This is a genomic window from Streptomyces sp. NPDC005962 (assembly GCF_040629205.1).
Taxonomy (GTDB): domain Bacteria; phylum Actinomycetota; class Actinomycetes; order Streptomycetales; family Streptomycetaceae; genus Streptomyces.
In genome coordinates this window covers 117870-142114 of record NZ_JBEXVE010000006.1, presented here as the reverse complement: position 1 = coordinate 142114, position 24245 = coordinate 117870, and the positions used below count along the sequence as shown (strand labels likewise).

The window sequence follows — 24245 nt, the reverse complement described above, 5'->3', positions numbered from 1 at the left end:
CGGCGACCATAGGGTTTGCCTCACAGAGCGTCAAGAGTCCGCACAATGAACAGTTGTCGGGCCGACACACCGCGGATGCCCTCAAAGGGGTGAGCGGCCCCCATTCCCCCGACGGCCGCCTCCCGGCAGGGGCAGGATCGGGGTACATGGACGCCGTACGGGTCGGGCTGCTGCGCGAAGTGCTCGCCGGAACCGAGTGGTTGCAGTCCACCCGCCGCTTCGCGGGCTCGCTGCGGGCCTCGGTGGGCTCGCGCGAGGGTGGACTGCTGCTCGTGGGCAGCGAGGAGTACGAGCCCTGGCATCTGGCCGCGCACCTCGACGACGAGGCCGCCTGGTCCGGACTGCCCGAGCTGTCCCCCACCTTGGTCCGCCACCGGGTCCCGTCGGGCCGCGCGGTCCCGGCCCATCTCTCCGTCGGCCTGGGCCGCCTGGAGGCGGCGGGTCGCGGCGAGACCCTCCTCGTCGTCACCCCCGGCGACCCGGGCACCGGGCTGCTGGAGCGCGTCAACGACGCCCGCCGGGGCGGCGCCACGGTCCTCGCCCTCGACGGCGGCGACACCGAACTGCACGCCCTGGCCCACGACGCGCTGTCCGCCCCCGACGGCGCCGACCTGGACCTCGACACGGTCCAGCACCTGGTCAGCGCGGCCGCCGGGGAGAACACCCTGCCCCCACGCCCCGGCCGCCGCCGCATCCGCGACCGCCTGGCCCGCCTGGCCGACCAGCTGACATCCCCGCCCCCACCGGGCTGGTAACACCACTGCTGGGCGCGCGGCAGCACAGGCCACATCGGGTCGGGCCGAATCTGGGCGGGCCGGGGGGTAATTGGGTTGCCGCGCGGGTCGGCGCGGCCGGAACATGTGCGCTCGTGACCTTGACCGGCGAAGACGACCAAACCCCGCCAGAACCCCCGCGGCAGCGGCCCCGCGCGCTGCTGCCGGACCTCGCGCCCTGGCGCTCCTCCCGCGACTTCCGCCTCATGTGGACGGCGGGCCTGGTGACCGCGTTCGGCAGCTTCCTGACGGTGGTGGCGCTGCCGCTGCAGATCAAGGAGCTGACCGGTTCGACGGTTGCGGTGGGGGCGATCGGGGCGGTGGAGCTGGTTCCGCTGATCGTCTTCGGTCTGTACGGCGGGGCGCTCGCCGACGCCGTCGACCGCCGGAAGCTGATCCTCGCCACCGAGGCCGGGCTCGGGCTGCTCTCCGTCCTGCTGCTGGTCAACAGCGTGCTGCCGGACCCCATGCTGTGGCCGCTGTACGTCGTCGCCGCGCTGGCCAGCGCGCTGATGGGGCTCCAGCGCCCGGCCATCGACGCGGTCGTGGTCCGTATCGTCCCGCACGACCAGCTCACCGCGGCGGCCGCGCTGAACTCGATGCGCTGGCAGCTGTCGGCCATCGCGGGCCCCTCGTTCGCCGGTGTGGTCGTCGCGTACGCCGGGGTGCCGCTCGCCTACGGCCTCGACCTGCTGACCTTCCTCGCCTCCCTCCTCCTCGCCCTGGGCCTCACCCCGGCCCCGCCCGCCCATGACGCCGATCCGCCCTCGCTGCGGGCGATCGCGGAGGGCGCGCGGTACGCCTGGCGGCGCAAGGAGCTGCTGGGGACGTACGCGGTGGACATGGCCGCGATGTTCTTCGCCTTCCCGAACGCGATCTTCCCCTTCCTCGCCGACGACCTCGACGCCCCCTGGGCGCTGGGCCTGATGTACGCGGCGGGCTCGGTCGGCTCGGTGGCGGTCAGCGCGACCAGCGGCTGGTCGTCCCGCATCCACCGCCACGGCCGCATGGTGGTCCTGGGCGCGGCGGTCTGGGGCCTGGCGATGACCGCCGCCGGGTGGCTGTCGAACATCTGGCTGGTGCTGCTGTGCCTGACGGTGGCGGGCGGCGGCGACATGGTGAGCGGACTGTTCCGCGCCACGATCTGGAACCAGACCATCCCCGACAAGCTCCGGGGCCGCCTGGCGGGCATCGAGTTGCTCTCGTACGCCACCGGCCCCCAGTTGGGCCAGGTCCGCGCCGGAACCACGGCCGGTCTCGTGGGCGTACGGGCCGCCGTATGGTCGGGCGGCCTGGCCTGCGTGGCCTCGGTAGCCCTGCTGGCGGCGGTACTCCCGCGCCTGATGGCGTACGACGCCCGCACGGACCCCCACGCGAAGGCCGCCCGCACGGCGGCGCCCGGCTAGGGTCTGCCGCCAATGCATGATGTGCCGGTGGCACATCTACCTGTCGACGTGCGTGCATCGCTCCGGTTGTTCGCCTTCTACCTGGCCAATGGCACCCTCGACGTCGACCTGCTGGACGGGATCGACTACCGCCCGACTCTCTTCCAGTTCGGCTCGCCGCTGGAGCAGGTCTTCGCGATCTACAGCAACGTGCTGCAAGTCGACGAGAGCGGACAGGTACTGAACGAAGGCGAGGCGCAATACCGCGCCGCCCAGTGGATACGGGCCCACTGCGACCCGAGCTACCAGGTCGATCCGCCGTTCCGGCCGTGGGAGACGGAACTTCACGGCCCCTGACGGACCGGGCGCCGGCGTCACATGTCACGACTATCCCGACGATGGGTCGGCATAACAGCGACCTGCCGGACGTGGAAAGCCGGGGAAAGCCTTCGACCGGCCGGAGGCCATGCGGCATCCTCCCCAGCATGACCGTGCCGTCCTTCCTCCCCGGGCTGGAGCTGTCCCGCCGCTTCTACCGCGAAGCCGTGCGGCCGTTGCTGGACGAGGCCGCCCCCGGGATCGCGCACTCCGCCGCGCGCCTCGGCAGCGGCTCGGAAGTCCTCGGATTCGACACCGCCCGCTCCGCCGACCACGAGTGGGGACCCCGCCTGCAGATCTTTCTGCGGGCGGGGGACGTCGCGCGCCACGGCGCGGGGATCACGGCACTGCTCGCCGAACGTCTGCCGAAGACCTTCCTCGGCTACCCGACGCACTTCGTCTCCACCGGCGAAGCGGGCATCGGCGTCATGCGGGCAACCGACGGAGCGGTCCACCACCGGGTCGACGTCACGGACCCGGGCGCCTGGTTCACCGGGCAGCTGGGCTTCGACCCGCGTCAGGACATCACCGTGGCGGACTGGCTGGCCACACCCACGCAACGCCTCGCCGAGGTCACGGCCGGTGCCGTCTTCCACGACGGACTCGGCCACCTCGCACCGGCCCGGGCCCGCCTCGGCTGGTACCCCCACGACCTCTGGCTCCACGTGCTCGCCTGCCAGTGGCAGCGCGTCTCCCAGGAGGAAGCCTTCGTCGGCCGCTGCGGCGAAGTGGGCGACGAACTCGGCTCCGCCGTCGTCGCCTCCCGCCTGGTGCGCGACCTGATGCGGCTCTGCCTGCTCATGGAGCGCCGCTATCCGCCGTACGGCAAATGGCTCGGCAGCGCCTTCGCCCGCACCACCCAGGCCCCCGCCCTCACCCCGGACCTCACCGCGGCCCTCACCGCCGCCGACTGGCACACCCGCGAGCACCACTTGGCCCGCGCCTACGAGGCCGTCGCAGCCGCGCACAACGAGCTCGGACTCACCGCCCCCGTCGACCCCGCCACGCGGCCGTACCACACCAGACCCTTTCAGGTCCTGCACGCCGAACGCTTCACCGCGGCGCTGACCGCTCGCATCACCGACCCGGCCATCCGCTCGCTGCCGGTGATCGGCGCCGTCGACCAGTTCGTCGACAGCACCGATGTCCTCAGCGACCCGGAACTGACACGCGCCGCCACCCGCGCGACGGTCCACTCCCGTCCCTCAACTCGGGATTCAGGCGAGCGCCCGGCGTAGCCGCGCCGAGATCCATCGGCGCCGCCCCGCTACGCGCCGCCACCCCCTACGCGCCGCCGCCCGGGCCGCCCGGGGCGTCGTCCTGCCAGCGGGGGTCGTTCTGCCACTCGGCGTTCCGCTCCTGCGCCGTTTCGAGGGCGCGGGCGGCCTCCTCCGGGGTGCCGTACGGGCCCAGGCGGTCCGCCGCCCGGCATTCCGGGCCCTCTTCGACCTTGTGATGCTTCACGCAGTAGTACCACTCGCCCGGCTTTCCGACGGGACCCTTCCTGAACAGCGCCATCCCGGCCTCCGTCTCGATACCTCATGCCGTGGTCTTCCTCGCGGCCATGGTGCCCGATCCCGCGCCGATACACTCGCTGATATGTCTGGCCAGTCACTCCTTGTTCCGGGGAAGCTCTCCCCCACCCGTGCCGTCCCCGCCTCGATCCCGCGCCCCGAGTACGTCGGGAAGGACGGCCCCGCGCCGTATGAGGGGCCCGAGGTGCAGGACGCCGAAACGATCGAGCGGATGCGGATCGCGGGGCGGATCGCCGCGCGGGCGATGGAAGAGGCCGCGAAGCTGATCGCGCCGGGGGTGACGACGGACGAGCTGGACCGGGTGGCGCATGAGTACATGTGCGACCACGGCGCCTACCCGTCCACCCTCGGCTACCGCGGCTTCCCGAAGTCGCTGTGCTCCTCGGTCAACGAGGTCATCTGTCACGGCATCCCGGACACCACCGTCCTCCAGGACGGCGACATCGTGAACCTCGACGTCACCGCCTTCATCCACGGCGTGCACGGCGACAACAACGCCACCTACCTGTGCGGCGACGTGGACGAGGAGTCGCGGCTGCTGGTGGAGCGGACGCGGGAGTCGCTCACCCGCGCGATCAAGGCGGTCAAGCCGGGCCGGAGGATCAACATCGTCGGCCGGGTCATCGAGTCGTACGCCAAGCGCTTCGGCTACGGCGTCGTCCGCGACTTCACCGGCCACGGCGTCAACACCTCGTTCCACTCCGGCCTGATCGTTCCGCACTACGACAGCCCGCACCACACGACCGAGATCAAGCCGGGCATGACGTTCACGATCGAGCCGATGCTGACGCTCGGCACGTACGAGTACGACATGTGGGAGGACGGCTGGACGGTCGTCACCAAGGACCGCAAGCGGACGGCTCAGTTCGAGCACACGCTCGTGGTGACCGACACCGGGGCGGAGATCCTGACGCTTCCCTGAGCGAAGCGTGAGCCAGAGGTTTTGCCGACAGGGCGTCGGGAAAGGGTGAAGTTAGGTCGCCCTAACCCACCCCCGGAGGCCGTCTTGGACGCCACGCCCTTCTCCGCTCTCCTCCGCGCCGCCTCGCACGAGCAGCACACCCAGGTCGCCGGGTCGGCCTTCATGGGCGACCTGCTCGGCGGGCGGCTCGGCGTGGACGCCTACCGGCAGTACACGGAGCAGCTCTGGTTCGTCTACCGGGCCCTGGAGTCGGTCCCCGAGCGGCTCGCCCAGGACCCGGTCGCGGGCCCGTTCGTACGGCTCGGCCTGGCCCGCACCGAGGAGCTGGAGCGCGACCTGGCCCACCTCGGCGGCCCGCACTGGCGCTCCGGCCTGGAGCCGCTGCCCGCCACGGCGGAGTACGCGGACCGCATAGCGGAGTGCGCGCGGGGCTGGCCCGGCGGCCTGGTCGCCCACCACTACACCCGCTACCTCGGCGATCTCTCCGGCGGCCAGATCGTCCGCGGGATGGCCGAGAAGACGTGGGGCTTCGACCGCAAGGGCGACGGGGTGCGCTTCTACGTCTTCGAGTCGATCACCAACCCGGCCGCCTTCAAGCGCGACTACCGCACCCTGCTGGACGCGCTCCCGGTGGACGACCTGGAGAAGCAGCGCGTGGTCGACGAGTGCAAGCGCGCCTACGGCCTCAACACCGCGATCCTCACCGACCTGGGCCGCCGCTTCCCCCTCAGCGCCTGAACGCCGGACCACGACGAGCAGAGGGCCCCCTGTGCACGGGCCCTCTGCTCGCGAAGACGGACGCTCAGCGCTTGGTGGTGCTGTTGAACAGCGAGCGCGACCAGACATAGCCGACCAGGGCGATCCCGGCGCACCAGGCGAGCGAGATCCAGCCGTCGTTGCCGATCTCCGAGCCGGAGAGCAGGCCGCGCAGCGTCTCGGTCATCGGCGTGAACGGCTGATTCTCGGCGAACCAGCGCAGCCCCGGCGCCATCGAGTCGGCGGGCACGAACGCCGAGCCGAGGAACGGCAGGAACTGGATCAGCAGCGGCTTGTTGCTCGCGGACTCGACGGTCTTGGAGATCAGGCCGAGCGCCACGGACAGCCAGGTCACCGCGGAGGCGATGGCCGCGAGGAGACCGGCCGCCGCGAGCCACTCCACCGGGTTCGCGTCGGGCCGGAAGCCGATCGCGAGTGCGACCCCCACGACGAGCACCATGCTCACCATGGTCGTGATGACGCTGCCGATGACATGACCCGTCATGAACGACGAGCGCGTGATGTTCATGGTGCGGAAGCGGTTGATGATGCCCTCGGTCATGTCGGTGCAGACCGCGATCGAGGTCGACATGGAGCCGGCGGCCACTCCCATGATGATGACGCCGGGGGTCAGATACTCCAGATACGCGTCGCGCCCGCCGCCCATCCCGGCGCCGATCGAGTCGCCGAAGGCGTACACGAACAGCAGCAGCATCATGATCGGCATCATGGAGGCGCCCAGCGACACGGCCGGATAGCGCAGCGCGTGCTTGATGTTGCGCCGCAGCATCGTCATCGAGTCGTGCACGGCGTAGGCGAGGGTGCTCATCGCAGGTTCTCCTTGACGTGAAGCGGGGCGTCGGCGGCGCCGTCGCCGGTCAGGGCGAGGAACACGTCGTCCAGGTCGGGGGTGTGCACGGAGAAGTCGGCAGCGCGGATACCGGCGGCGTCGAGCCGGTCGAGCAGGGCGCGCAGCGCGTCGAGCCCGCCGTCGCCCGCCACGCGCAGTGCGAGGTTCTCCTCGTCGCGGGCCGCGCCGGGAAAGACGGCGGCCGCGCGCTCGTACTCGTCGGGCTCGGTGAACCGCAGCCGCACGTGGCTGCCGGGGATCTGCGCCTTGAGCTCGTCGGCGGTGCCCTCGGCGACGATCCGGCCGCCGTCGAGCACGGCGATCCGGTCGGCCAACTGGTCGGCCTCTTCGAGGTACTGGGTGGTGAGGAAGACGGTGGTGCCGCCCGCGACCAGCGAGCGCACGGTCTCCCACATGGTGCGGCGGCTGCGCGGGTCGAGCCCGGTCGTCGGCTCGTCCAGAAAGATCACCTGAGGGTCGCCGACCAGCGTCATCGCGAGGTCGAGCCTGCGCCGCATGCCGCCGGAGAAGGTCGCGGCCCGGTTGCCCGCGACGTCGGCGATGTCGAACCGCTCCAGCAGCTTCCTGGCACGGGACCGCCCTTCGCGCTTGCCGAGGCGCAGCAGGTCGGCCATGAGGAGCAGGTTCTCCTCGGCGGTGAGCAGGTCGTCGAGCGCGGCGAACTGCCCGGTGACGCCGATCGCGGCGCGCACCCTGTCGGGCGAGGTCGCGACGTCGTGACCGGCGACCTGGGCCTGACCGCCGTCGGCGGCGATGAGCGTGGACAGGATCTGCACGGTGGTGGTCTTGCCCGCGCCGTTCGGCCCGAGCAGTGCGAACACGGACCCGGCCGGGATGCGCAGATCGATGCCGTCGAGGACGGTCTTGTCGCCGTACGCCTTGCGCAGGCCGATGGTGGTGACGGCGGCGGGCCCCCGGGGACCGCCGTTCCGACTGGATGTGGGCATGACAGATGAAGCCATGGAGCCCTCCCTTTCGAAGGCTGAAGTGATGGAGGGAGTGACGGAGGGAATCGGGGGGAGTGTGCGGGGCCGTGCTCAGGGCCGGGCGCGGCGCACGTCGATGTTGCCCCAGCGGGTCCGGGCGCGGACCTTGACGGTGTCCTCGGCCGTCTCCGGGGGTGCGGAGTCGGCGAGCGCGTTGTGCACCTGCCCGCGCTCGGAGCTGACGTCGAGCCAGGCCGCGGTGGACTCGCGGATGCCGATCTCGATGAGGCCGTAGGAGGTGTCCAGCTGGACGGTGCCGCGGGCCACTTCGCCCACCCGCAGGGCGCCGTGGGCGGTGGCGGCGGTGACCGAGTCCTCGGCGCGCGCGATATCGACGTCACCGTAGGCGCCGCTCACCCGCAACTCGCCGGTCGCGGCGCCGACGGTCGTGGTGCCATGCGAGTTCTTCAGGACGGCGGTGCCGTCGACGGTGCCGACGCGCAGGCTGCCGGAGCTGGAGGTGATCTCGGCGTTGCCCTCGATCCGGTCCACGATGATCGAACTGTGCGAGGCGGTCAGCTGGAGCGGCCCGGTCGTGTCGAGGCGGACGTCACCGCCCGAGGTCTTCCCCCTGACCTCGCCGAGCCTCCCCTCGCCGAACACCTGGGTCCAGGACCCGGTGATGTCGACGCGCGAGCCCGTGGGCAGGTCGACCGTCACGTCGACCAGACCGGAGGGCCCGATAAAGCGGCGCTCCTTCGTCCTGACGGTCAGGACGCCGTTCGCGTAACTGACCTCGGTCTGCTCGGCGGCCTGCACGTCCTTGTCCCGCTTCGGGTTGCCGGGCCGCACCTCGACGACGGTGTCGAGACGGTCGCTCGCGGTGAACCGGAGGGAACCGGCACCCACGTGGGCGGTGACCGAAATCGCTTCGGGAGTGTCGAAAGTAGGCATGGCTGTCCCGTCCTCTTGGCTCTCAGGGTGAAGTTCCGGATGAATTCGGGCGGGCGCGGGTGCGGTCAGCGCACCCAGCCCGTGAAGCTCTGTCCGACGGCGCGGGCCTTCTGCGTCACACGGGGCCGCGCACCGCCCTCGACCGCGGCCGACACGGCGCGCACCAGCCACGCGTTGACCGACAGGCCCTCGCGGCTCGCGGCCTCCTCGGCGCGCGTCTTGAGGTGGGCCGGGAGACGCAGGTTGACGCGGGCGGTGCCGCCCTCGTCGCCGTCGGCGGGGGCCGGCGCGGCGAGCGGTTCGGCGGGCGCGGCCACCGTTTCCCCGTGCTCGCTGTCGCCGGGCGGCAGCGTCACCACGAAGTCGGGGTCGAGCCCGCGCAGCCGTACGTCGACCGAGCCGGGGGCCAGCTCGCGGGTGATCTCGTCCATCGCGGCGGAGAGCACATTGAGCATGGTCAGACGGCTCGCCGACTCCAACGGAGCGGTGAGCCGCTCGGCCAGCTCGCGGGCGTCTTCTCCGCCCGCCTCGGCGGCCACCGCGAGTTCGCGGCGGAGAGTGTCGACATACGGCGTGAGGTCCATAACGCCATAGTGGCACCACTATGGCGCCATATGCAAGCCCGAGCGACACCCCACACAGGGCGAAGGCGATGACAACCATTCTGACCTGCTGAAATGCAAGCGAGACCACCTGAGCCAGCATGGCGCCACACACACCCACACACCTTGGAGGCGCCGGAATGGCGCCACGTGATGCCACGTGATGCCACGTGATGCCACAAGGGGACGGGGCCACCGCACGCCGGGACACGCCTCCATAACATCCCCATAACGCATATCGGCCACTTGGCCGAGAATTTGCCATGTGCAAGCAGATCCTTGGACTTACTCAGGCGCCACACAGGCAAGGCTCAGTTAAGTTAGGCGCGCCTTACTTTCTGAGTCCTGTCTGCATCCCGTCTGGAGCCCGCATGCGAGCCGCCCGCACCTCCGTCGTCGCCGCCATATCGGCGCTGACGACGCTCACCGCCGTCGCCGGCTGTGCCGAGAAGTCCGACGGCAAGGGGTCCGACGCCGTCCAGGTCACGGCGTCGGACAGCGCGTGCGAGGTCTCGAAAACCTCGTTCCCGGCCGGGCATGTGAAGCTCGCCGTGGAGAACAAGGGCTCCAAGACCACCGAGGTGTACGTCTACGCCCCCGGCGACCGGATCGTCACCGAGCGGGAGAACATCGGGCCGGGCACCAAGGCCGTGGTCAACGCCGAGGTGAAGGCGGGTTCGTACGAGATCGCCTGCAAGCCCGGGATGAAGGGCCACGGCATCCGGCAGAAGGTGTCCGCGACCGGGAAGGGCAAGGCGGCCGAGCGGGACCCGCGGCTGGACAAGGCGGTGGCCGCGTACCGGGCGTACGCGCAAGCGCAGGCCGACGAGACGCTGCCGAAGGCGCAGGCGTTCGCCGACGCGGTCAAGAAGGACGACCTGGCGGCCGCCAAGAAGGCGTACGCGCCCTCCCGCGTCGGCTGGGAGCGCACCGAGCCGGTCGCCGAGTCGTTCGGTGACATCGACCCGAAGGTCGATGTGCGCGCGGACGGGCTGGAGAAGGGGCAGAAGTGGACCGGCTGGCACCGGCTGGAGAAGTCGCTGTGGCAGACGAAGAAGATCACCAAGGCCGACCATGACCTCGCCGACCAGCTGATCAAGGACCTCAAGGACTGGCAGAAGCGGGTCGGCACGGCCGAGATCACCCCCACCGGCATGGCGAACGGCGCCAAGGAGCTGCTGGACGAGGTGCAGACCGGCAAGGTCACCGGCGAGGAAGAGCGCTACAGCCACACCGACCTGGTGGACTTCGAGGGCAACGTCGAGGGCGCCCGGACCTCGTACCAACTGCTCAAGCCCGTGGCGTCCAAGAACGACCCCGCGCTGGCCAAGGAGCTGGACAAGCAGTTCGCCGCGGTGATGAAGCAGCTGGACGAGTACCGCGAGGGCGACGGCTTCGTCTCGTACGACACCGTCTCGGAGACCAAGCGCAAGGAGCTGTCGGACGGGGTCAACGCGCTGGCCGAACCGCTGTCCAAGCTCGCCGCCGCCGTCGTCTCGAAGTGAGGGACGGTTTCATGACCGACGCATCCCCCTCGCGCCGCGCCCTCATCGGCTGGGGCGGTGCCGGGCTCGCGCTCGGCGCCGCGGCCGCCGGAGGCACCGCCGCCGCGCTGAGCGGCGACGACTCCACCGACCCTGTGGACGACGGCGGCGGCGCCGTCCCCTTCCACGGGGCCCACCAGGCGGGCATCGCCACCGCCGTCCAGGACCGGCTGCACTTCGCGGCGTTCGACGTCACCACCGACGACCGCGCCGAGCTGATCGCCCTGCTCAAGGAGTGGACGAAGGCGGCGGCCCGGATGACGCGGGGGCAGTCGGTCGGCGACGGCGCGGTCGGCGACCTCGTCGAGGCGCCGCCGGACGACACCGGCGAGGCGCTGGGCCTCAAACCGTCCCGGCTGACCCTCACCTTCGGCGTCGGGCCCACCCTCTTCCGGGACAAGAAGGGGAAGGACCGGTTCGGGCTCGCGGGGCGCCGCCCCGAGGCACTGGCCGACCTGCCCGCCTTCCCCGGCGACGACCTCGACGCGGCCCGCAGCGACGGCGATCTGTGCGTCCAGGCGTGCGCCGACGACCCGCAGGTGGCCGTGCACGCGATCCGCAACCTGGCCCGCATCGGCATGGGCAAGGTCGCCGTCCGCTGGTCGCAGCTGGGCTTCGGCAAGACGTCCTCGACCACCCCCGACGCCCAGACGCCGCGCAACATGATGGGCTTCAAGGACGGCACCCGGAACATCCCCGGCACCGACGCCGCCGCGCTGACGAAGCACGTATGGGTGAGCGAGAAGGCGGGCCCGGCCTGGCTGGCGGGCGGCTCGTACCTGGTGGCGCGCCGCATCCGCATGCACATCGAGACCTGGGACCGCACCTCCCTCAAGGAGCAGGAGGACGTGTTCGGGCGGGACAAGGGCGAGGGCGCGCCGTACGGCAAGCAGCACGAGCGCGATACGCCCAACCTGAAGGCGATGCTGCCCGACGCCCATGTCCGCCTCGCCCACCCGGACTCCAACGGCGGCATCCGCGTCCTGCGCCGCGGCTACTCCTTCACCGACGGTACGGACGGTCTGGGGCGGCTGGACGCGGGGCTGTTCTTCCTCGCGTACCAGCACGACGTGCGCGAGGGCTTCGTACCGCTGCAGCGGCGGCTGGCGCGCTCCGACGCGCTCAACGAGTACATCCAGCACGTGGGTTCGGCGCTGTTCGCCATCCCGCCGGGCGTCCGGGACGCGGACGACTGGTGGGGCAGGGCGCTGTTCACCTGATCTCCCAAGTGCACTTCAGGACGAGAGAGAGGCGAACCCTGTGTTCGGCAACTATCTGATCGGTCTGCGCGAAGGGCTCGAAGCGAGCCTGATCGTGTGCATTCTGGTCGCCTATCTGGTCAAGACGGATCGCCGGGACGCGCTGCGGCCGGTGTGGCTGGGCATCGGCGCGGCGATCGTGCTGGCCCTGTCGTTCGGCGCGGCACTGGAGTTCGGATCCCAGGAGCTGACGTTCGAGGCGCAGGAGGCGCTGGGCGGTTCGCTGTCCGTCCTCGCGGTCGGCCTGGTGACGTGGATGGTGTTCTGGATGCGGCGCACCGCCCGCCATCTCCGGCACGAGCTGCACGGACGGCTGGACGCGGCGCTCGCCATGGGCACCGGCGCGCTGGTGGCCACGGCGTTCCTGGCGGTGGGCCGGGAGGGCCTGGAGACCGCGCTGTTCGTGTGGGCGGCGGTACGGGCGAGCAACGACGGCTCGGCGGACCCGCTGATCGGGGTGGCCCTGGGGCTGCTCACCGCGGTCCTGCTGGGCTGGCTGTTCTACCGCGGCGCGGTGCGGATCAACCTGGCGAAGTTCTTCACCTGGACGGGTGGCATGCTGGTCGTGGTGGCCGCGGGAGTCCTCGCGTACGGCTTCCACGACCTCCAGGAGGCGAACTGGCTTCCGGGGCTGCACTCCCAGGCGTTCGACATCAGCGCCACTATCGCGCCGGACACCTGGTACGGCACCCTGCTCAAGGGCGTCTTCAACTTCCAGCCGGACCCCACATGGCTCCAGGTCACAGTGTGGCTGCTGTATCTGGTCCCCACGCTGACCTTCTTCTTCGCCCCGGGTAGGGTGGCGCCGTCCCACGCAGCCCCGAAGGAGCCGCAGCCCCATGACACGCAGGTCACCCCGTCGGCCGTCCGTCCTTCCGACCGCAGCGGCGGTGCTGGCGCTGGGGATGACACTGACCGGCTGCATGACGGTGCACGGCGAGCGGGAGAACATACCGTCGGTGGACAAGGCTGAGGCCGCCGAGGCGCTCCGCGACTTCACCAGCACGTACAACAAGGCGTACCAGGAGCTGGACCCGTCGATGGCGAGCCAGGTGGAGACCGGCCCGCTGGAGGCGATCACCACGGCCGACCTGAAGGCGCAGCACGCCAACTCCCCGCAGGGCAACCCGAACTACCCGGCGCTGAAGCTGTCCGACGCGAACTTCCACATCCCCCGGCAGATCGGGTGGCCGAAGTTCTTCGTGGCGGACACCGACAGCAACCGGGACGCCAACCGGTGGCTGGTGGTCTTCACCCGGGAGGGCGCCGATCAGCCGTGGAAGGCCGCGTATCTGTCGATCCTCAGCCAGGACGAGGTACCGGCCTTCGCGACCGACAAGGACGGCTGGGCCAAGCCGGTCAAGGCCGCGGGCCCGTCGCCCCGGCTCGCCGTCCGGCCGGACAAGCTGAGCGGCGACTACACCGACTACCTGATGACGGGCAAGGGCGAGACGTTCGCGGACGGTTCGGCGACGTCGGGGATGCGGGACTCGCGGAGCAAGTTCAACAAGACGCCGAAGTTCTGGACGCAGTACATCGACTCCCCGGCGTCCGGCGGCGGCTCCGAGGCCCCGGTGGGCCTGCGGACGAAGGACGGCGGCGCGATGGTCTTCTTCACCTCGCACCACCGGCAGAAGCAGACCATGGCGAAGGGGTTCCGGCCCAACCCGGACGCGCAGGTCAAGGCGCTGATGACGGGCGAGGCGAAGCGGGCGGTGACGCTGACCCGGGTCGCCGAGTCGGCCGTCCGCGTCCCCGCGAAGGACGCGGCCGACCCGAAGGTCGTCTTCCTGAACCGCCTCGAAGGCGTCACAGGAGCGAAGGGCGAGTGAGCGCGGGGCCCGGGGCCCCGTGCTTACCTCCCTATCGGCCAGGCGGCCGACTCATGCTCGTCGTCCTCCACCGCGGCCAGGCGGCACGCGTCGGTCAGCGCCTCCAGCAGCGTCAGCGGATCGGGCAGCGGCCGCTCCGGCCCGAGGAGCCACGCCACCCGCCCATCCCCCGGCAGCCGGGCGGGCGGCACGAGTACGTAGCTGCCCCGGCAGTGCCACCGCAGCCCCGGATGCTCGTCCATCGTCTCGGGGTGGCAGTCCAGCTCGCACGGCCACCACTCGTCCTCGTCGTCCGGGGTGCCGCGCGTCGTCGTGAAGAACAGCATCCGCCCCTGCCGCAGGTCCCCGCCGCTCGTCACGACCGGCCCCACCTCGACCTCCGCGGCCCCCAGCCGCTCCAGGGCCTGCCGCCCCGCGTCGACGGGTACGTCGAGCACATCGTGGACATGGCCGGTGGCGGTGATGAAGTTGGCCTGCGGGTCGGCGCGCAGCCAGTGGGCGACCTTGTCCGGGTCGGCCGACGCCTGCGTCGACCAGGCGAAGGAGACGGGGTGCCGGGCGGGGGTCGGACAGCCGATGCGGTCGCAGGAACAGCCGTAGCCGGAGGGGTACGCGGCGGGCGCGAGCGGGTATCCCGCGGCGGCCGCGGCCAGGAGCAGGTCCTCGCGGGCGCTCGCGGCGACCGCTCCCGAGCCGCTATCGCCGCCCGTCGCGCTTCTCGGCCGGCGCAGCCACTGGGTGAACCTGCTCATGCGTTCCATCTATCGCCTCGCTTCACCGCCGCGACCGGCGGTACCGCCGGTACCCGATCAATGCTGCCACCATCCTGCTCCCGAGGTGACCGGTGTCCGCATCCGGGGTGATGCCGGGACCCACGACCGGGTGCCGATATCAGGACATAAGCGAACGAGCACCCCTAGCGTTCCCTTTATGATCACCAGGTATTTTCTGACCGGTGTGGCGGTGCTCACCCTTTCCATACCAGCGGCCCTCCTGGCCCACCCCACCGCCCGCCCGCCGGAACGGCACCTCGACGCGGGTCACGACCCGGACCTCGACGCGGGCCTCGGCGATCAGCCCGCCGCCGTCCCCGCGCTCCCGCGGATCATCTACACGGCCCACCGTGGCGGCGCCCTCGAAGTGCCCGAGAACAGCATGGCCGGGCTCACCACCGCCCTGACCCGCAAGGACGCCCAGGTCGTCGACTTCGACATCCGCACCCTGCACGACGGCACGCTCGTCGTGATGCATGACGCGACGCTGGACCGTACGACGTCCCAGGCCGGGCCCGTGAACGCCCTCACCGCGGCCCAGTGGCGCACCGTACGTCTCCGCCCCGCCCCCGCCCTGCGCGGCGCCTGGAAGCCCGAGCGGCCGCCGACGGTGGCCGAGGCGCTGGACCGGCTCGGCGGCCGCACCACGCTCATGGTCGAGACGAAGGACCCGGCCGGGCTGGACCGGCTGGCCCGCATGATCCGCGACCGGGGCCTGACCCGCTCGGTCTACGTGAATTCCAACCACCCGGACGTGGCCCGCGAGGCCCACCGGATGGGGCTGCTGGCCCAGCTGTGGCGGTCCGCCCGGCAGATGCGCCACGACCGGCCCGCCGACTGGCGCGGGATCGTGGACCTGCTGGACGTCGACTACCGGGCCCGGGACGCGGACATCCGGCGGGCCGTCGCCTCCGGCATACCCCATGTGTGGGCGCACACCGTCAACACCCCGGGTCAGCGCGACCGGATGGTGCGGCTGGGGTGCGACGGGATCATCACGGACGCGCCGAGCCTGATGATCACCACCCCGGTGCGGGCGCGGCTCAGCGGGGGCTGAGGCCGCGCAGCGCCATGTCGACCACGGCGTCCGCGTACGCGTGGGAGAGCGGCAGCGTCCGCAGCAGCCAGCGGGCGGTGACCGGGCCGGTCACCAGCTCCAGGGCGATCCGCGGATCGAGGTCCGCCGCGACCTGTCCGGCCCGCTGGGCGGCGCGCAGCCGCTCGACGTAGAGCTGGACCGACGGCTCCATGACCCGGCTCACGAACTCCGCGGCGATCTCCGGGTTGACGATGCCCTCGGCGGCCAGTGCCCGGTAGGGCAGGTCGTACGTGGGCGACCGCAGCTCGTCCACCGTCGCGCGCAGCACGAGCTTGAGGTCGGCCGCCAGGTCGCCGGTATCGGGGAACGCGTACGGGTCGCCGTCTCCCGGCTCCCCCGCCTCCTGTGCCTCCCGCGCGGCCCGCTCGCCGAGCGCGACGAACGCGTCCAGCAGGACGGCCCCCCTGGAGGGCCACCAGCGGTAGATCGTCTGCTTGCCGACCCCGGCCCGGGCGGCGATGGCCTCGATCGTGAGTTTGGGATAACCCACCTCGGCGACGAGTTCGAGCGCGGCATCGAGGATCGCGCGGTGCGAACGTTCACTGCGGCGGGTCGCGTTGGGAGTTGATTTTCCGGCCATGTGGCCAATGTAGCGAAGGCCTCGACTAGACGATACGCATCGTCTCCTGCCACTCGCCCGCCTCTCACCCCGTAGAATCAACGGAATGCACGCCCCGCACGCCGCCCCCACCGCCGAGACGCTGCGCACCGCGCTCGCCGGGCTCCTCGACGGACTGCCGCCCCGCCAAGCGGCCCAGGCGGTCGACCGGTTGATCGCCAACTACCGGGGCCGCACCCCGACCGACACTCCCGTGCTGCGCGACCGCTCCGACGTCGCCGCGTACGCCGCGTACCGGATGCCCGCGACCTTCGAGGCGGTGCACGCCGCCCTCGACGCGCTGCGCGAGCGCGCCCCCGAGTGGACCCCCGCCTCGCACCTCGACATCGGCGGCGGGACCGGCGCGGCGAGCTGGGCCGTGGCCGCCGCCTGGCCGGACGGGGCGCACAGCACCACCGTCATGGACTGGGCCGAACCCGCCCTCGCCCTCGGCCGCGAACTGGCCGGGCGCTCCCCCGCCACCCCGCTGCGCGAAGCCCGCTGGCAGCGCCGGTCGCTCTCCTCCGACCTCGCCCTCCCCGACGCGACGGACCTGGTCACCGTCTCCTACGTGCTGGGCGAACTCACCCCGCCCGACCGCCGCGCGGTCGTCGGCGAGGCGGCCCGGACCGCCCAGGCGGTGGTCCTCGTCGAACCCGGCACCCCGGACGGCTATCTGCGCATCCGCGAGGCCCGCGACCAGCTCGTATCGGGGGGCTTCCAGATCCTGGCCCCGTGCCCGCACAGCGCCGCGTGCCCCATCGAACCGGGCGCCGACTGGTGCCACTTCGCGGCCCGGGTGAGCCGTTCGTCGCTGCACCGCCAGGTGAAGGGGGGCTCGCTGGGGTACGAGGACGAGAAGTTCGCGTACGTCGCGGCGACCCGCTTCCCGGCCTCCGGTGAGGCGGTCGGCGCCTCGCGCGTCACCCGCCACCCCCAGACCCGCAAGGGCCAGGTGCTGCTGGATCTGTGCACCCCCGACGAGGGCCTCACCCGCCGCACCCTCACCAAGCGCCACGGCCCCCTCTACCGCGCCGCCCGCGACACGGCGTGGGGCGACACCTGGCCGCCGCCCGAGCAGTGAGCTAGAGGACGCGGGCCAGAGCCGTGGCCGCCGCCGCGCGAGGTGAACTGTCGCCGGGGCGGCGGCGCGGGTGGACCGTGTTGGCCAGCAGGATCAGATAGCGGTCCCGGGACCGGTCCAGCACCAGGCTGGTGCCCGTGAACCCGGTGTGCCCGGCCGCGCCGCCGCCCGCCAACTCGCCCATGAACCACGGCTGGTCGACCTCGAAGCCCAGCCCCGGGGCCGTCAGCATCAGGTCCACGGAGGCGGGTGAGAGCACCGGCCCGCCGCCCGCGAGCAGCGTGCGGCACAGCACGGCCAGATCGGCGGCGGCCGAGAAGAGCCCGGCGTGGCCCGCGACGCCGCCGAGCGCGTACGCGTTCTCGTCGTGCACCACGCCCCGCAGCATGCCCCGGTCGAGCTTGCCCCAGGGGCGCCGCTGGTCCTCGGTCGCGGCGATGCGCGGCAGCCAGCTCGCGGGCGGGCGGAAGCGGGTGGACGCCATGGCCAGCGGGCCGGTGATCCGGTCGTGGACGAGGCCGTCCAGCGGGCGGCCGGTCACCCGCTCCAGCACGCGCTGGAGCAGCAGCAGGTTGAGGTCGGAGTAGCGGCGGACGGTGCCGGGCGGGGCGCCGGGCGGCTCCGCGTACAGCCGCGCCCAGCGCGCCTCGTCCCCGTCGCAGTCGTACAGCGGCAGCTCCGGGACCAGCCCCGAGCGGTGGGTGAGCAACTGGCGCACCGTGATGCCGTGGTCGGCGGCGGCGGTGCATTCGGGGGCGTACGAGGCGACCGGGGCGTCCAGTGCGAGCTCCCCGCGCTCCAGCGAGGCCACCGCCACGATCGCGGTGAACAGCTTCGTCAGCGAGGCGAGGTCGAAGACCGTATCGGCGCGCATCGGGACCCGTTGCCCGGGCGGCAGCTCACGGTCGTACGCGGCATACCGCACCGCCCAGCCGAAGGCGCCCTCCGCCAGGGGCCCGGCGCCGGTCCCGGCGGCCACCACGGCGCCCGCGCACCAGGGGCGCTCCCCCTCGGGGAGCGCCTCCACGGTGCGCAGAAGCCGGGTCAGGCCACCGTCACGCTCTGCTTCGTGCGTCGCTGCCACGGGCGGCAGAGTCCCATGAAGCAGCCCATGGCGGCCAGCGCGCACACCAGCTGGACGACGGCCATCGGCACGGCCGTGGTCTCGCCCGCGATCCCCACCAGCGGCGAGGCGATGGCCCCGAGCAGGAAGGTGGAGGTGCCGAGCAGCGCGGACGCGGAACCGGCGGCGTGCGGGGTGCGCATCAGCGCCTGCGCGTTGGTGTTGGGCATGACCAGGCCCATCGAGGACATCAGCACGAACAGGCAGGCCGCGACCGGCACCAACCCGACCTCGCCGAAGACCCCGGCGGACAGCGCCAGCAGCGCGGTCGCCGCGACGGTGATCACCATCAGCCCCACGGCCAGCACCTTGTCCATGCTGACGCGGCCGACGAGGATGCGGCCGTTGACCTGGCCCATGCCGATGAGGCCGATCGAGTTGAGCCCGAAGAGCAGGCTGAACGTCTGCGGCGAGGCGCCGTAGATCTCCTGGACGACGAACGACGAACCGGAGACATAGGCGAAGAGGGCCGCGAAGGCGAAGCTGCCCGCGAGCGTGTAGCCGGTGAAGACGCGGTCGCCGAGCAGCCCCCGCACCGTACGGAGCGTCTCGCCGAGCCCGCCGTCGTGGCGGCGCTCCGGCGGCAGGGTCTCGCGCAGGAAGCGCCAGACGACGAACGTGAGCAGCGAGCCGACCACGGTGAGGACGAGGAAGACCCCGCGCCAGTCCGTGAAGCGCAGGATCTGGCCGCCGATGACGGGCGCGGCGATGGGCGCGACACCGGAGATCAGCATCAGGGTGGAGAAGAAGCGGGCCATCGCGATGCCGTCGTACAGATCGCGGACGACGGCGCGGGCGATCACGATCCCGGCCGACCCGGCGAGCCCCTGGAGCAGCCGGAAGCCGATGAGCAGCTCGGCGGAGGGCGCGAACGCGCAGATGGCGGTGGCGATGACGTAGATCACCATGCCGATGAGGAGGGGGCGGCGACGGCCCCACTTGTCACTCATCGGGCCGACGACGAGCTGGCCGAGCGCCATGCCCAGCAGGCAGGCGGTCAGGGTGAGCTGGGCCGTCGCGGCGGTGCTGTGGAGCGCGTCGGTGACCGCCGGCAGGGCCGGCAGGTACATGTCCATCGAGAGGGCGGGGAGAGCGGTGAGCCCGCCGAGGACGAAGGTGACGAGGAGGCTCGTACGGCGCTGCGCGGTCAGTGGAGCGGTGACCTGGGGCGCGGCGGCGGAGGAGGGAGAAGAAGAGGGTTCGGGTCTGTGGGCCCGGTCGGGAGCGGCGGCCGTGAGGCCGGGCTGCTGCATGCTGACCTTCCATGAGTCGTTGAATCGTTCTCTATGCTCTCAGCAGAATCGGTGTGCTCAGGACCGATCAGGCCAAGAGATCGAGGGTGGCAGGGATGTCCGGACCGGAGTCCGAGCGCGTACGGTGGGGCATCCTGGCGACCGGCGGGATCGCCGCGTCCTTCACGGCAGATCTGCTGGACATGCCAGACGCGCAGGTCATGGCGGTGGGCTCGCGCAGCCCGGAGGCGGCGAAACGGTTCGCCGAACGATTCGGAATACCCCGCTCCTACGCTAGCCGGGCCGAGCTGGCCGCCGATGACGAACTCGACGTGATATACGTCGCTACCCCGCACGCCGACCACCGCGCCGCGGCCGGTCTGTGCCTGGAGGCGGGCCGGGCGGTGCTGTGCGAGAAGGCGTTCACCCTGAACGCGCGCGAGGCGAACGAGCTGATCGGCCTCGCCCGGACCCACGACCGCTTCCTGATGGAGGCGATGTGGACGTACTGCGATCCGGTCGTCCGGCGCATGACCGGCCTCGTCCACGACGGCGCGATCGGCGAGATCCGCGCGGTGCACGCCGACTTCGGCCTCCAGGGCCCCTTCGACCCCGCCCACCGCCTGCGCGACCCGGCCCAGGGCGGCGGCGCACTCCTCGACCTCGGCGTGTACCCGGTGTCCTTCGCACAGCTCCTGCTGGGCGAACCGTCGACCGTCCGGGCCCACGCCGAGCTGTCGCCCGAGGGCGTCGACCTGAACACGGGACTGCTGCTGGGCTGGGACAGCGGCGCGATAGCCCTCCTGAGCTGTTCGCTCACCGCCGACACCCCGAGGACGGCGTCGGTGACGGGCACGGCGGGCCGTATCGAGTTCCCCCGCGGCTTCTTCCATCCCGACCACTTCGTACTCCACCGACCGGGCCGCGCCCCCGAGGAGTTCACGGCGGCGGACGGCCTGCGCTCCTACCAGCGCGAGGCGGCGGAGGTGATGCGCTGCCTGCGAGCGGGCGAACGCGAGTCCCCCCTCGTCCCCCTGTCAGGCACCCTGGCGGTCATGCGCACCCTGGACACGGCCCGCTCGGCCATAGGCGTCCGCTACCCCGGCGAGTTGCCCGGCGACGGCTGAGCCCGCGGCGCCCGTTGGGGGTGCCGCGGGCCTTTATCGGTCAGGCCTGCTGGAGGCCGGGGTTTCCGGCTTCGGTGATGAACGACGCCGCCGTGGTGAGCGGTGCGCCCGGGGTCGTGACCGCGGAGACCGTCTTGTAGTCGGCCCGCGCCTGGTGGCCGTCCAGGGTGACCGTCACATAGCCGCGCCGCCCGTTGTAGAACTTCATGTGCGGGTTGGCGGTCGTCATCGTGGACCAGTTGGCCGGTTTGTCGGCACCGTCCTTGCCGCTGGTGATCGACGTGCCGACGAACTCGACGCCCAGGGTCTTGGACGAGGAGTCGTTGAAGTCCTTCTTGATGTCGAGCGCGTAGTGGACGTGGACGTCGCCGGTCAGGACGACGAAGTTCTCCAGGCCCGCCTGCTCGACACCGGCCAGGACGCGGTCGCGCGAGGCGGGGTAGCCGTCCCAGGCGTCCATGGAGAGCTTGGAGCGGTCGGCGGTGGTGTTCTTCCGCTGCGAGAAGGTGACCTGCTGCGGGAGGACGTTCCAGGTGGCGGTGGAGCGCTGGAAGCCGTCCAGGAGCCAGCGCTCCTGGGTGGCGCCGGTGAGCGTGCGGGACGGGTCCTCGGACTCGGGTCCGGGGTACTGCCAGCCGTCGCCGTAAGCCTGGTCGGAGCGGTACTGGCGGGTGTCGAGGATGTCGAACTGGGCGAGCCGGCCGTAGTGGAAGCGCCGGTAGAGCCGCATGTCGGGGCCGTCGGGCTGCTGCGGCATGCGCAGCGGCATGTTCTCCCAGTACGCGCGGTACGCGGCGGCCCGGCGGATCAGGAACTCCTCGGGCGGATCGTTGTTGTCGTCGACGTCGCCCGCGTAGTTGTTCTCGGTCTCGTGGTCGTCCCAGGTGACGAACCAGGGGAAGGCGGCGTGGGCGGCCTGGAGGTCCGGGTCGGTCTTGTAGAGGGCGTAGCGCAGCCGGTAGTCCCCGAGCGTCATGGTCTCGGTGTTGAAGTGCGCCGGGAGGGTGCGGTCGGTGTAGTTGCGGGCGCCGCCGACGGCGCTGACGGCGTACTCGTACTGGTAGTCGCCGACGTGGAAGACGGCGTCCAGGTCCTCGGCGGCGAGGTGCTTCAGGGCCGTGAAGTAGCCGTCGTGGTACGCCTGGCAGGACACCAGGCCGAACCGGACGTCACGGACCCGGGCACCGTGGGATGGGGCCGTGCGGGTGCGGCCGACAGTGCTGGTCCACTTGCCCGCCCGGAAGCGGTACCAGTAGACGCGGTCGGGGTCGAGGCCCTTGGCGTCCACGTGCACGGTGTAGTTGAACTCGGCGTGGGCGGTCGCGGTGCCGCGCCGGGCGACGCGCGCGAAGCGCTCGTCACGGGCGATCTCCCACTCGACGCGGACGGCGCCCTCCTCGGGCAGTCCGTTGCCCGGTTCGTAGGCGCGGGGCGCGAGTCTGGTCCACAGCACGACGGCGTCGGGCAGTGGATCGCCCGATGCCACGCCGAGCGTGAAGGGGTCTTCGGTGAGCGCGTCCGTACGTACCTGCGCGGCCTGGGCGCTGGGCAGGTTGGTGGAGAAGGCCAGTGCGGCGGCTGCTCCGGTGACGGTGAGGAAGCGGCGGCGGCCCAGGTGTGCTGCCGCGGCTCGTATCGCCTGCTGATGTGCGGCGTGTGCCATGTGCTCTCCCCTGGCTCGTGGCGTCAGAGGAATTGGAGTGTCGGGGGGAGGCCGCACGCTTGCCTATACACAACGCACACATGTCGGCTGGGTGAGGTCCGTTTCCGGATAGGACGTTTGGCGCCATACACCCTGCGCACGCTGGGATGTGGCCTGGCGTACGCTGCCGCCCCATGAACGGAAGCGAAGGTGTACCGGTGGTGTCGAAGGTCGCCGTGGTGACGGGCGCGGGCTCCGGGATCGGCCGGGCGGTGGCGCTCGAACTCCACGAGTCGGGCTGGTCGGTGGTGCTCGCGGGGCGCCGCGAGGAGTCCCTGGCGGAGACGGCGCGGCGGGCGGGCGACGGCCCCTCGCTCCTCGCCGTGCCGACGGATGTGAGCAGGCCCGAGCGGGTGGACGCGCTGTTCGCGGCCGTCCGGCAGCGCTTCGGACGGCTCGATCTGCTGTTCAACAACGCGGGCAGCTTCGGCCCCCGCGGAGTGCCGGTGGAAGATCTGAGCCACGAGGACTGGCAGGCGGTCGTGGACACCAATCTGACGGGTGCGTTCCTGTGCGCGCAGGGCGCCTTCCGGCTGATGCGTGATCAGGAGCCGCAGGGCGGACGGATCATCAATAATGGCTCGATTTCCGCCCATGCTCCGCGGCCGCACAGCGTCGCGTACACGGCGACCAAGCACGCTCTGACCGGGCTCACCAAGTCGCTGTCGCTGGACGGGCGGGGGTACTCCATCGCCTGCGGGCAGATCGACATCGGCAACGCGGGGACGGAGATGACCGGGCAGATGCAGACCGGTGTACCCCAGGCGAACGGGCAGGTGGTCGCCGAGCCGGTGATGGACGTGGCGGATGTGGCACGTACCGTGCGGCATATGGCTTCGCTGCCCCTGGAGGCGAACGTGCAGTTCGCGACGGTACTGGCGACGGCGATGCCGTACATCGGTCGCGGCTGACGGGCGATGGGTCATCACCGATCGTAGATAACCCCCGGCTTGATCTAATACTGTGACCGAGCGGAAATTCACCCCAATAGATCAGCCCCGCTCGCAGATCTGACCGCCCCACGATCGAAGAAGACCGCATTGCGTTCTCTCCCGCTCACTCTGGTCGCCCGGCTCCTGCCCGTCGCCGTCCTCGCCGTCGCAGGCGTGGCCATGACCACCTCCGGCTCCGGCGACTCGGACGACACCCGCCCGCAGGCCGCCGACGCCTCCCCGCCGCCGTCCGCCGGTCCGACCGGGGGCGGGGCCGGGCTCACCCCGGACGGGGGCGGCGGAGGGGGCGGAGGGAGCGGCGCGAGTACGGCGGGGCGCTACTCCGAGCCGCCGAACGACGCCTGCGGCGCGATCCCGGACGCCGCGGTCAAGAAGCTGGTGCCGGGCGCGAAGACCAGCGGCGACGCGATGAAGAGCAGCGACCTCTCCCGCCGTTCGGGCTGCTCCTGGCACGCGCTGGAGGGCTTCGACTACCGCTGGCTGGACATCAGCTTCGACGTCACCGGCCGGGCGCCCGGGGGCTCCGGCGACGCGGTGTCAGGGCTCGGCGACAAGGCGACCGTGAGCGACAAGCTCACCAGCGACGACGACCAGCAGGTGCGCGAGGCGGTGGTGACCGTCCGCAAGGACAACGCGACCATAGTCGCCACCTACAACGGCGGCGACTTCGAGAGCCACAAGGCCCCCTCGTCCAAGGTGATACGCGACGGAGCGATCAGCGCCGCGAAGAATGCGCTCTCCGCGCTCGACGAATGACCGCTTTTGCGTATGTCGATGAACATGCGCCGTGCTTCGACAGGACGCTTCGGCGACTGGT

The 24245-nt window shown here is 71.5% G+C and carries 25 protein-coding genes; 15 read left to right on the top strand and 10 right to left on the bottom strand.

What is annotated here, in order from left to right:
• Positions 1-146 precede the first annotated feature (146 nt).
• From ABZ370_RS12715 to ABZ370_RS12700, 4 genes are all read left to right on the top strand, one after another.
• The gene (locus ABZ370_RS12715) at positions 147-755 is read left to right on the top strand and encodes a hypothetical protein (RefSeq protein WP_358619553.1); all 609 of its coding nucleotides are present in this window, start codon (positions 147-149) and stop codon (positions 753-755) included.
• A gap of 119 nt (positions 756-874) precedes the next feature.
• Positions 875-2179 (top strand): MFS transporter, encoded by a 1305-nt coding sequence (locus tag ABZ370_RS12710; protein ID WP_358619551.1) that lies wholly within the window; start codon positions 875-877, stop codon positions 2177-2179.
• A 48-nt stretch (positions 2180-2227) separates the two neighbouring features.
• On the top strand, positions 2228-2515 hold the full coding sequence (locus ABZ370_RS12705; RefSeq protein WP_358619549.1) for a hypothetical protein: 288 nt from the start codon (positions 2228-2230) through the stop codon (positions 2513-2515).
• Between the two features lie 128 nt (positions 2516-2643).
• Positions 2644-3774, top strand: coding sequence for a DUF4037 domain-containing protein (locus ABZ370_RS12700; protein ID WP_358619548.1), 1131 nt, complete (start codon positions 2644-2646; stop codon positions 3772-3774).
• A 46-nt stretch (positions 3775-3820) separates the two neighbouring features.
• Here ABZ370_RS12700 and ABZ370_RS12695 read toward each other — a convergent pair whose 3' ends face one another.
• The gene (locus tag ABZ370_RS12695; protein WP_358619546.1) at positions 3821-4054 is read right to left on the bottom strand and encodes a hypothetical protein; all 234 of its coding nucleotides are present in this window, start codon (positions 4052-4054) and stop codon (positions 3821-3823) included.
• An 81-nt stretch (positions 4055-4135) separates the two neighbouring features.
• Between ABZ370_RS12695 and map the strand changes: the two genes are divergently transcribed.
• Positions 4136-4993 (top strand): type I methionyl aminopeptidase, encoded by an 858-nt coding sequence (gene map / locus ABZ370_RS12690; protein ID WP_358619545.1) that lies wholly within the window; start codon positions 4136-4138, stop codon positions 4991-4993.
• A gap of 84 nt (positions 4994-5077) precedes the next feature.
• Positions 5078-5731 (top strand): biliverdin-producing heme oxygenase, encoded by a 654-nt coding sequence (locus ABZ370_RS12685; protein ID WP_358619543.1) that lies wholly within the window; start codon positions 5078-5080, stop codon positions 5729-5731.
• 64 nt (positions 5732-5795) lie between these two features.
• Here the strand turns inward: ABZ370_RS12685 and ABZ370_RS12680 are convergent, their stop codons facing one another.
• The 4 genes from ABZ370_RS12680 to ABZ370_RS12665 form a co-directional block, all read right to left on the bottom strand.
• Positions 5796-6578: an ABC transporter permease gene (locus ABZ370_RS12680; protein WP_358619541.1), complete on the bottom strand. Its 783-nt coding sequence runs from the start codon at positions 6576-6578 to the stop codon at positions 5796-5798.
• Positions 6575-7567: an ATP-binding cassette domain-containing protein gene (locus tag ABZ370_RS12675; RefSeq protein WP_358619865.1), complete on the bottom strand. Its 993-nt coding sequence runs from the start codon at positions 7565-7567 to the stop codon at positions 6575-6577. The genes ABZ370_RS12680 and ABZ370_RS12675 overlap by 4 nt, the downstream gene beginning before the upstream one ends.
• Positions 7568-7657: 90 nt before the next feature.
• On the bottom strand, positions 7658-8500 hold the full coding sequence (locus ABZ370_RS12670; RefSeq protein ID WP_358619539.1) for a DUF4097 family beta strand repeat-containing protein: 843 nt from the start codon (positions 8498-8500) through the stop codon (positions 7658-7660).
• Positions 8501-8565: 65 nt separating this feature from the next.
• Positions 8566-9084, bottom strand: coding sequence for a hypothetical protein (locus tag ABZ370_RS12665; RefSeq protein WP_358619537.1), 519 nt, complete (start codon positions 9082-9084; stop codon positions 8566-8568).
• 389 nt (positions 9085-9473) lie between these two features.
• Here ABZ370_RS12665 and efeO point away from each other — a divergent pair, with 389 nt between their 5' ends.
• The 4 genes from efeO to ABZ370_RS12645 are packed head-to-tail and all read left to right on the top strand — an operon-like array spanning position 9474 to position 13737.
• Complete coding sequence (efeO, locus tag ABZ370_RS12660) at positions 9474-10607, top strand: iron uptake system protein EfeO (RefSeq protein WP_358619536.1); 1134 nt, start codon at positions 9474-9476, stop codon at positions 10605-10607.
• An 11-nt stretch (positions 10608-10618) separates the two neighbouring features.
• Positions 10619-11866, top strand: a complete 1248-nt coding sequence (efeB, locus tag ABZ370_RS12655) for an iron uptake transporter deferrochelatase/peroxidase subunit (RefSeq protein WP_358619534.1) — start codon at positions 10619-10621, stop codon at positions 11864-11866.
• A gap of 40 nt (positions 11867-11906) precedes the next feature.
• The gene (efeU, locus tag ABZ370_RS12650) at positions 11907-12878 is read left to right on the top strand and encodes an iron uptake transporter permease EfeU (RefSeq protein ID WP_358619532.1); all 972 of its coding nucleotides are present in this window, start codon (positions 11907-11909) and stop codon (positions 12876-12878) included.
• Positions 12829-13737: a hypothetical protein gene (locus ABZ370_RS12645; protein WP_358619530.1), complete on the top strand. Its 909-nt coding sequence runs from the start codon at positions 12829-12831 to the stop codon at positions 13735-13737. The genes efeU and ABZ370_RS12645 overlap by 50 nt, the downstream gene beginning before the upstream one ends.
• Before the next feature lie 23 nt (positions 13738-13760).
• Here the strand turns inward: ABZ370_RS12645 and ABZ370_RS12640 are convergent, their stop codons facing one another.
• The gene (locus ABZ370_RS12640; protein ID WP_358619528.1) at positions 13761-14498 is read right to left on the bottom strand and encodes a bifunctional DNA primase/polymerase; all 738 of its coding nucleotides are present in this window, start codon (positions 14496-14498) and stop codon (positions 13761-13763) included.
• Positions 14499-14667: 169 nt separating this feature from the next.
• Between ABZ370_RS12640 and ABZ370_RS12635 the strand changes: the two genes are divergently transcribed.
• A complete protein-coding gene (locus ABZ370_RS12635) occupies positions 14668-15567 on the top strand; it encodes a glycerophosphodiester phosphodiesterase (protein WP_358619527.1) in 900 nt (299 codons plus the stop codon).
• Here ABZ370_RS12635 and ABZ370_RS12630 read toward each other — a convergent pair.
• On the bottom strand, positions 15554-16189 hold the full coding sequence (locus tag ABZ370_RS12630) for a TetR/AcrR family transcriptional regulator (RefSeq protein WP_358619526.1): 636 nt from the start codon (positions 16187-16189) through the stop codon (positions 15554-15556). The two genes, ABZ370_RS12635 and ABZ370_RS12630, sit on opposite strands and share 14 nt — an antisense overlap.
• An 85-nt stretch (positions 16190-16274) precedes the next feature.
• Here ABZ370_RS12630 and ABZ370_RS12625 point away from each other — a divergent pair, with 85 nt between their 5' ends.
• Complete coding sequence (locus ABZ370_RS12625; protein WP_358619524.1) at positions 16275-17291, top strand: small ribosomal subunit Rsm22 family protein; 1017 nt, start codon at positions 16275-16277, stop codon at positions 17289-17291.
• A 1-nt stretch (position 17292) separates the two neighbouring features.
• On the opposite strand, the gene ABZ370_RS12620 is transcribed toward ABZ370_RS12625, so the two are convergent.
• Both ABZ370_RS12620 and ABZ370_RS12615 read right to left on the bottom strand, forming a co-directional pair.
• Complete coding sequence (locus tag ABZ370_RS12620; RefSeq protein ID WP_358619864.1) at positions 17293-18318, bottom strand: serine hydrolase domain-containing protein; 1026 nt, start codon at positions 18316-18318, stop codon at positions 17293-17295.
• Between the two features lie 17 nt (positions 18319-18335).
• Entirely contained in the window at positions 18336-19667 is a 1332-nt protein-coding gene (locus ABZ370_RS12615) for a multidrug effflux MFS transporter (RefSeq protein ID WP_358619523.1), read from the bottom strand.
• A 95-nt stretch (positions 19668-19762) separates the two neighbouring features.
• On the opposite strand from ABZ370_RS12615, the gene ABZ370_RS12610 reads away from it, so the two are divergent.
• Positions 19763-20773, top strand: a complete 1011-nt coding sequence (locus tag ABZ370_RS12610) for a Gfo/Idh/MocA family oxidoreductase (protein WP_358619521.1) — start codon at positions 19763-19765, stop codon at positions 20771-20773.
• A 40-nt stretch (positions 20774-20813) separates the two neighbouring features.
• Here ABZ370_RS12610 and ABZ370_RS12605 read toward each other — a convergent pair whose 3' ends face one another.
• Positions 20814-22436, bottom strand: coding sequence for an alkaline phosphatase D family protein (locus tag ABZ370_RS12605; protein ID WP_358619519.1), 1623 nt, complete (start codon positions 22434-22436; stop codon positions 20814-20816).
• Between the two features lie 173 nt (positions 22437-22609).
• On the opposite strand from ABZ370_RS12605, the gene ABZ370_RS12600 reads away from it, so the two are divergent.
• Both ABZ370_RS12600 and ABZ370_RS12595 read left to right on the top strand, forming a co-directional pair.
• Entirely contained in the window at positions 22610-23386 is a 777-nt protein-coding gene (locus ABZ370_RS12600; RefSeq protein WP_358619517.1) for an SDR family oxidoreductase, read from the top strand.
• 129 nt (positions 23387-23515) lie between these two features.
• Positions 23516-24184, top strand: coding sequence for a hypothetical protein (locus ABZ370_RS12595; RefSeq protein ID WP_358619515.1), 669 nt, complete (start codon positions 23516-23518; stop codon positions 24182-24184).
• Positions 24185-24245: the final 61 nt, after the last annotated feature.

Excerpts from the sequence above, each read along its gene's own strand:
- ABZ370_RS12695 (WP_358619546.1), bottom strand. The coding sequence starts at position 4,054 with ATGGCGCTGTTCAGGAAGGGTCCCGTCGGAAAGCCGGGCGAGTGGTAC.
- ABZ370_RS12600 (WP_358619517.1), top strand. The coding sequence starts at position 22,610 with ATGAACGGAAGCGAAGGTGTACCGGTGGTGTCGAAGGTCGCCGTGGTG.
- ABZ370_RS12605 (WP_358619519.1), bottom strand. The coding sequence starts at position 22,436 with ATGGCACACGCCGCACATCAGCAGGCGATACGAGCCGCGGCAGCACAC.
- efeO (WP_358619536.1), top strand. The coding sequence starts at position 9,474 with ATGCGAGCCGCCCGCACCTCCGTCGTCGCCGCCATATCGGCGCTGACG.
- ABZ370_RS12670 (WP_358619539.1), bottom strand. The coding sequence starts at position 8,500 with ATGCCTACTTTCGACACTCCCGAAGCGATTTCGGTCACCGCCCACGTG.
- map (WP_358619545.1), top strand. The coding sequence starts at position 4,136 with ATGTCTGGCCAGTCACTCCTTGTTCCGGGGAAGCTCTCCCCCACCCGT.
- efeB (WP_358619534.1), top strand. The coding sequence starts at position 10,619 with ATGACCGACGCATCCCCCTCGCGCCGCGCCCTCATCGGCTGGGGCGGT.
- ABZ370_RS12665 (WP_358619537.1), bottom strand. The coding sequence starts at position 9,084 with ATGGACCTCACGCCGTATGTCGACACTCTCCGCCGCGAACTCGCGGTG.
- ABZ370_RS12630 (WP_358619526.1), bottom strand. The coding sequence starts at position 16,189 with ATGGCCGGAAAATCAACTCCCAACGCGACCCGCCGCAGTGAACGTTCG.
- ABZ370_RS12625 (WP_358619524.1), top strand. The coding sequence starts at position 16,275 with ATGCACGCCCCGCACGCCGCCCCCACCGCCGAGACGCTGCGCACCGCG.
- ABZ370_RS12675 (WP_358619865.1), bottom strand. The coding sequence starts at position 7,567 with ATGCCCACATCCAGTCGGAACGGCGGTCCCCGGGGGCCCGCCGCCGTC.
- ABZ370_RS12645 (WP_358619530.1), top strand. The coding sequence starts at position 12,829 with ATGACGGTGCACGGCGAGCGGGAGAACATACCGTCGGTGGACAAGGCT.
- ABZ370_RS12610 (WP_358619521.1), top strand. The coding sequence starts at position 19,763 with ATGTCCGGACCGGAGTCCGAGCGCGTACGGTGGGGCATCCTGGCGACC.
- ABZ370_RS12680 (WP_358619541.1), bottom strand. The coding sequence starts at position 6,578 with ATGAGCACCCTCGCCTACGCCGTGCACGACTCGATGACGATGCTGCGG.
- ABZ370_RS12700 (WP_358619548.1), top strand. The coding sequence starts at position 2,644 with ATGACCGTGCCGTCCTTCCTCCCCGGGCTGGAGCTGTCCCGCCGCTTC.
- ABZ370_RS12715 (WP_358619553.1), top strand. The coding sequence starts at position 147 with ATGGACGCCGTACGGGTCGGGCTGCTGCGCGAAGTGCTCGCCGGAACC.
- ABZ370_RS12615 (WP_358619523.1), bottom strand. The coding sequence starts at position 19,667 with ATGCAGCAGCCCGGCCTCACGGCCGCCGCTCCCGACCGGGCCCACAGA.
- ABZ370_RS12640 (WP_358619528.1), bottom strand. The coding sequence starts at position 14,498 with ATGGAACGCATGAGCAGGTTCACCCAGTGGCTGCGCCGGCCGAGAAGC.
- ABZ370_RS12635 (WP_358619527.1), top strand. The coding sequence starts at position 14,668 with ATGATCACCAGGTATTTTCTGACCGGTGTGGCGGTGCTCACCCTTTCC.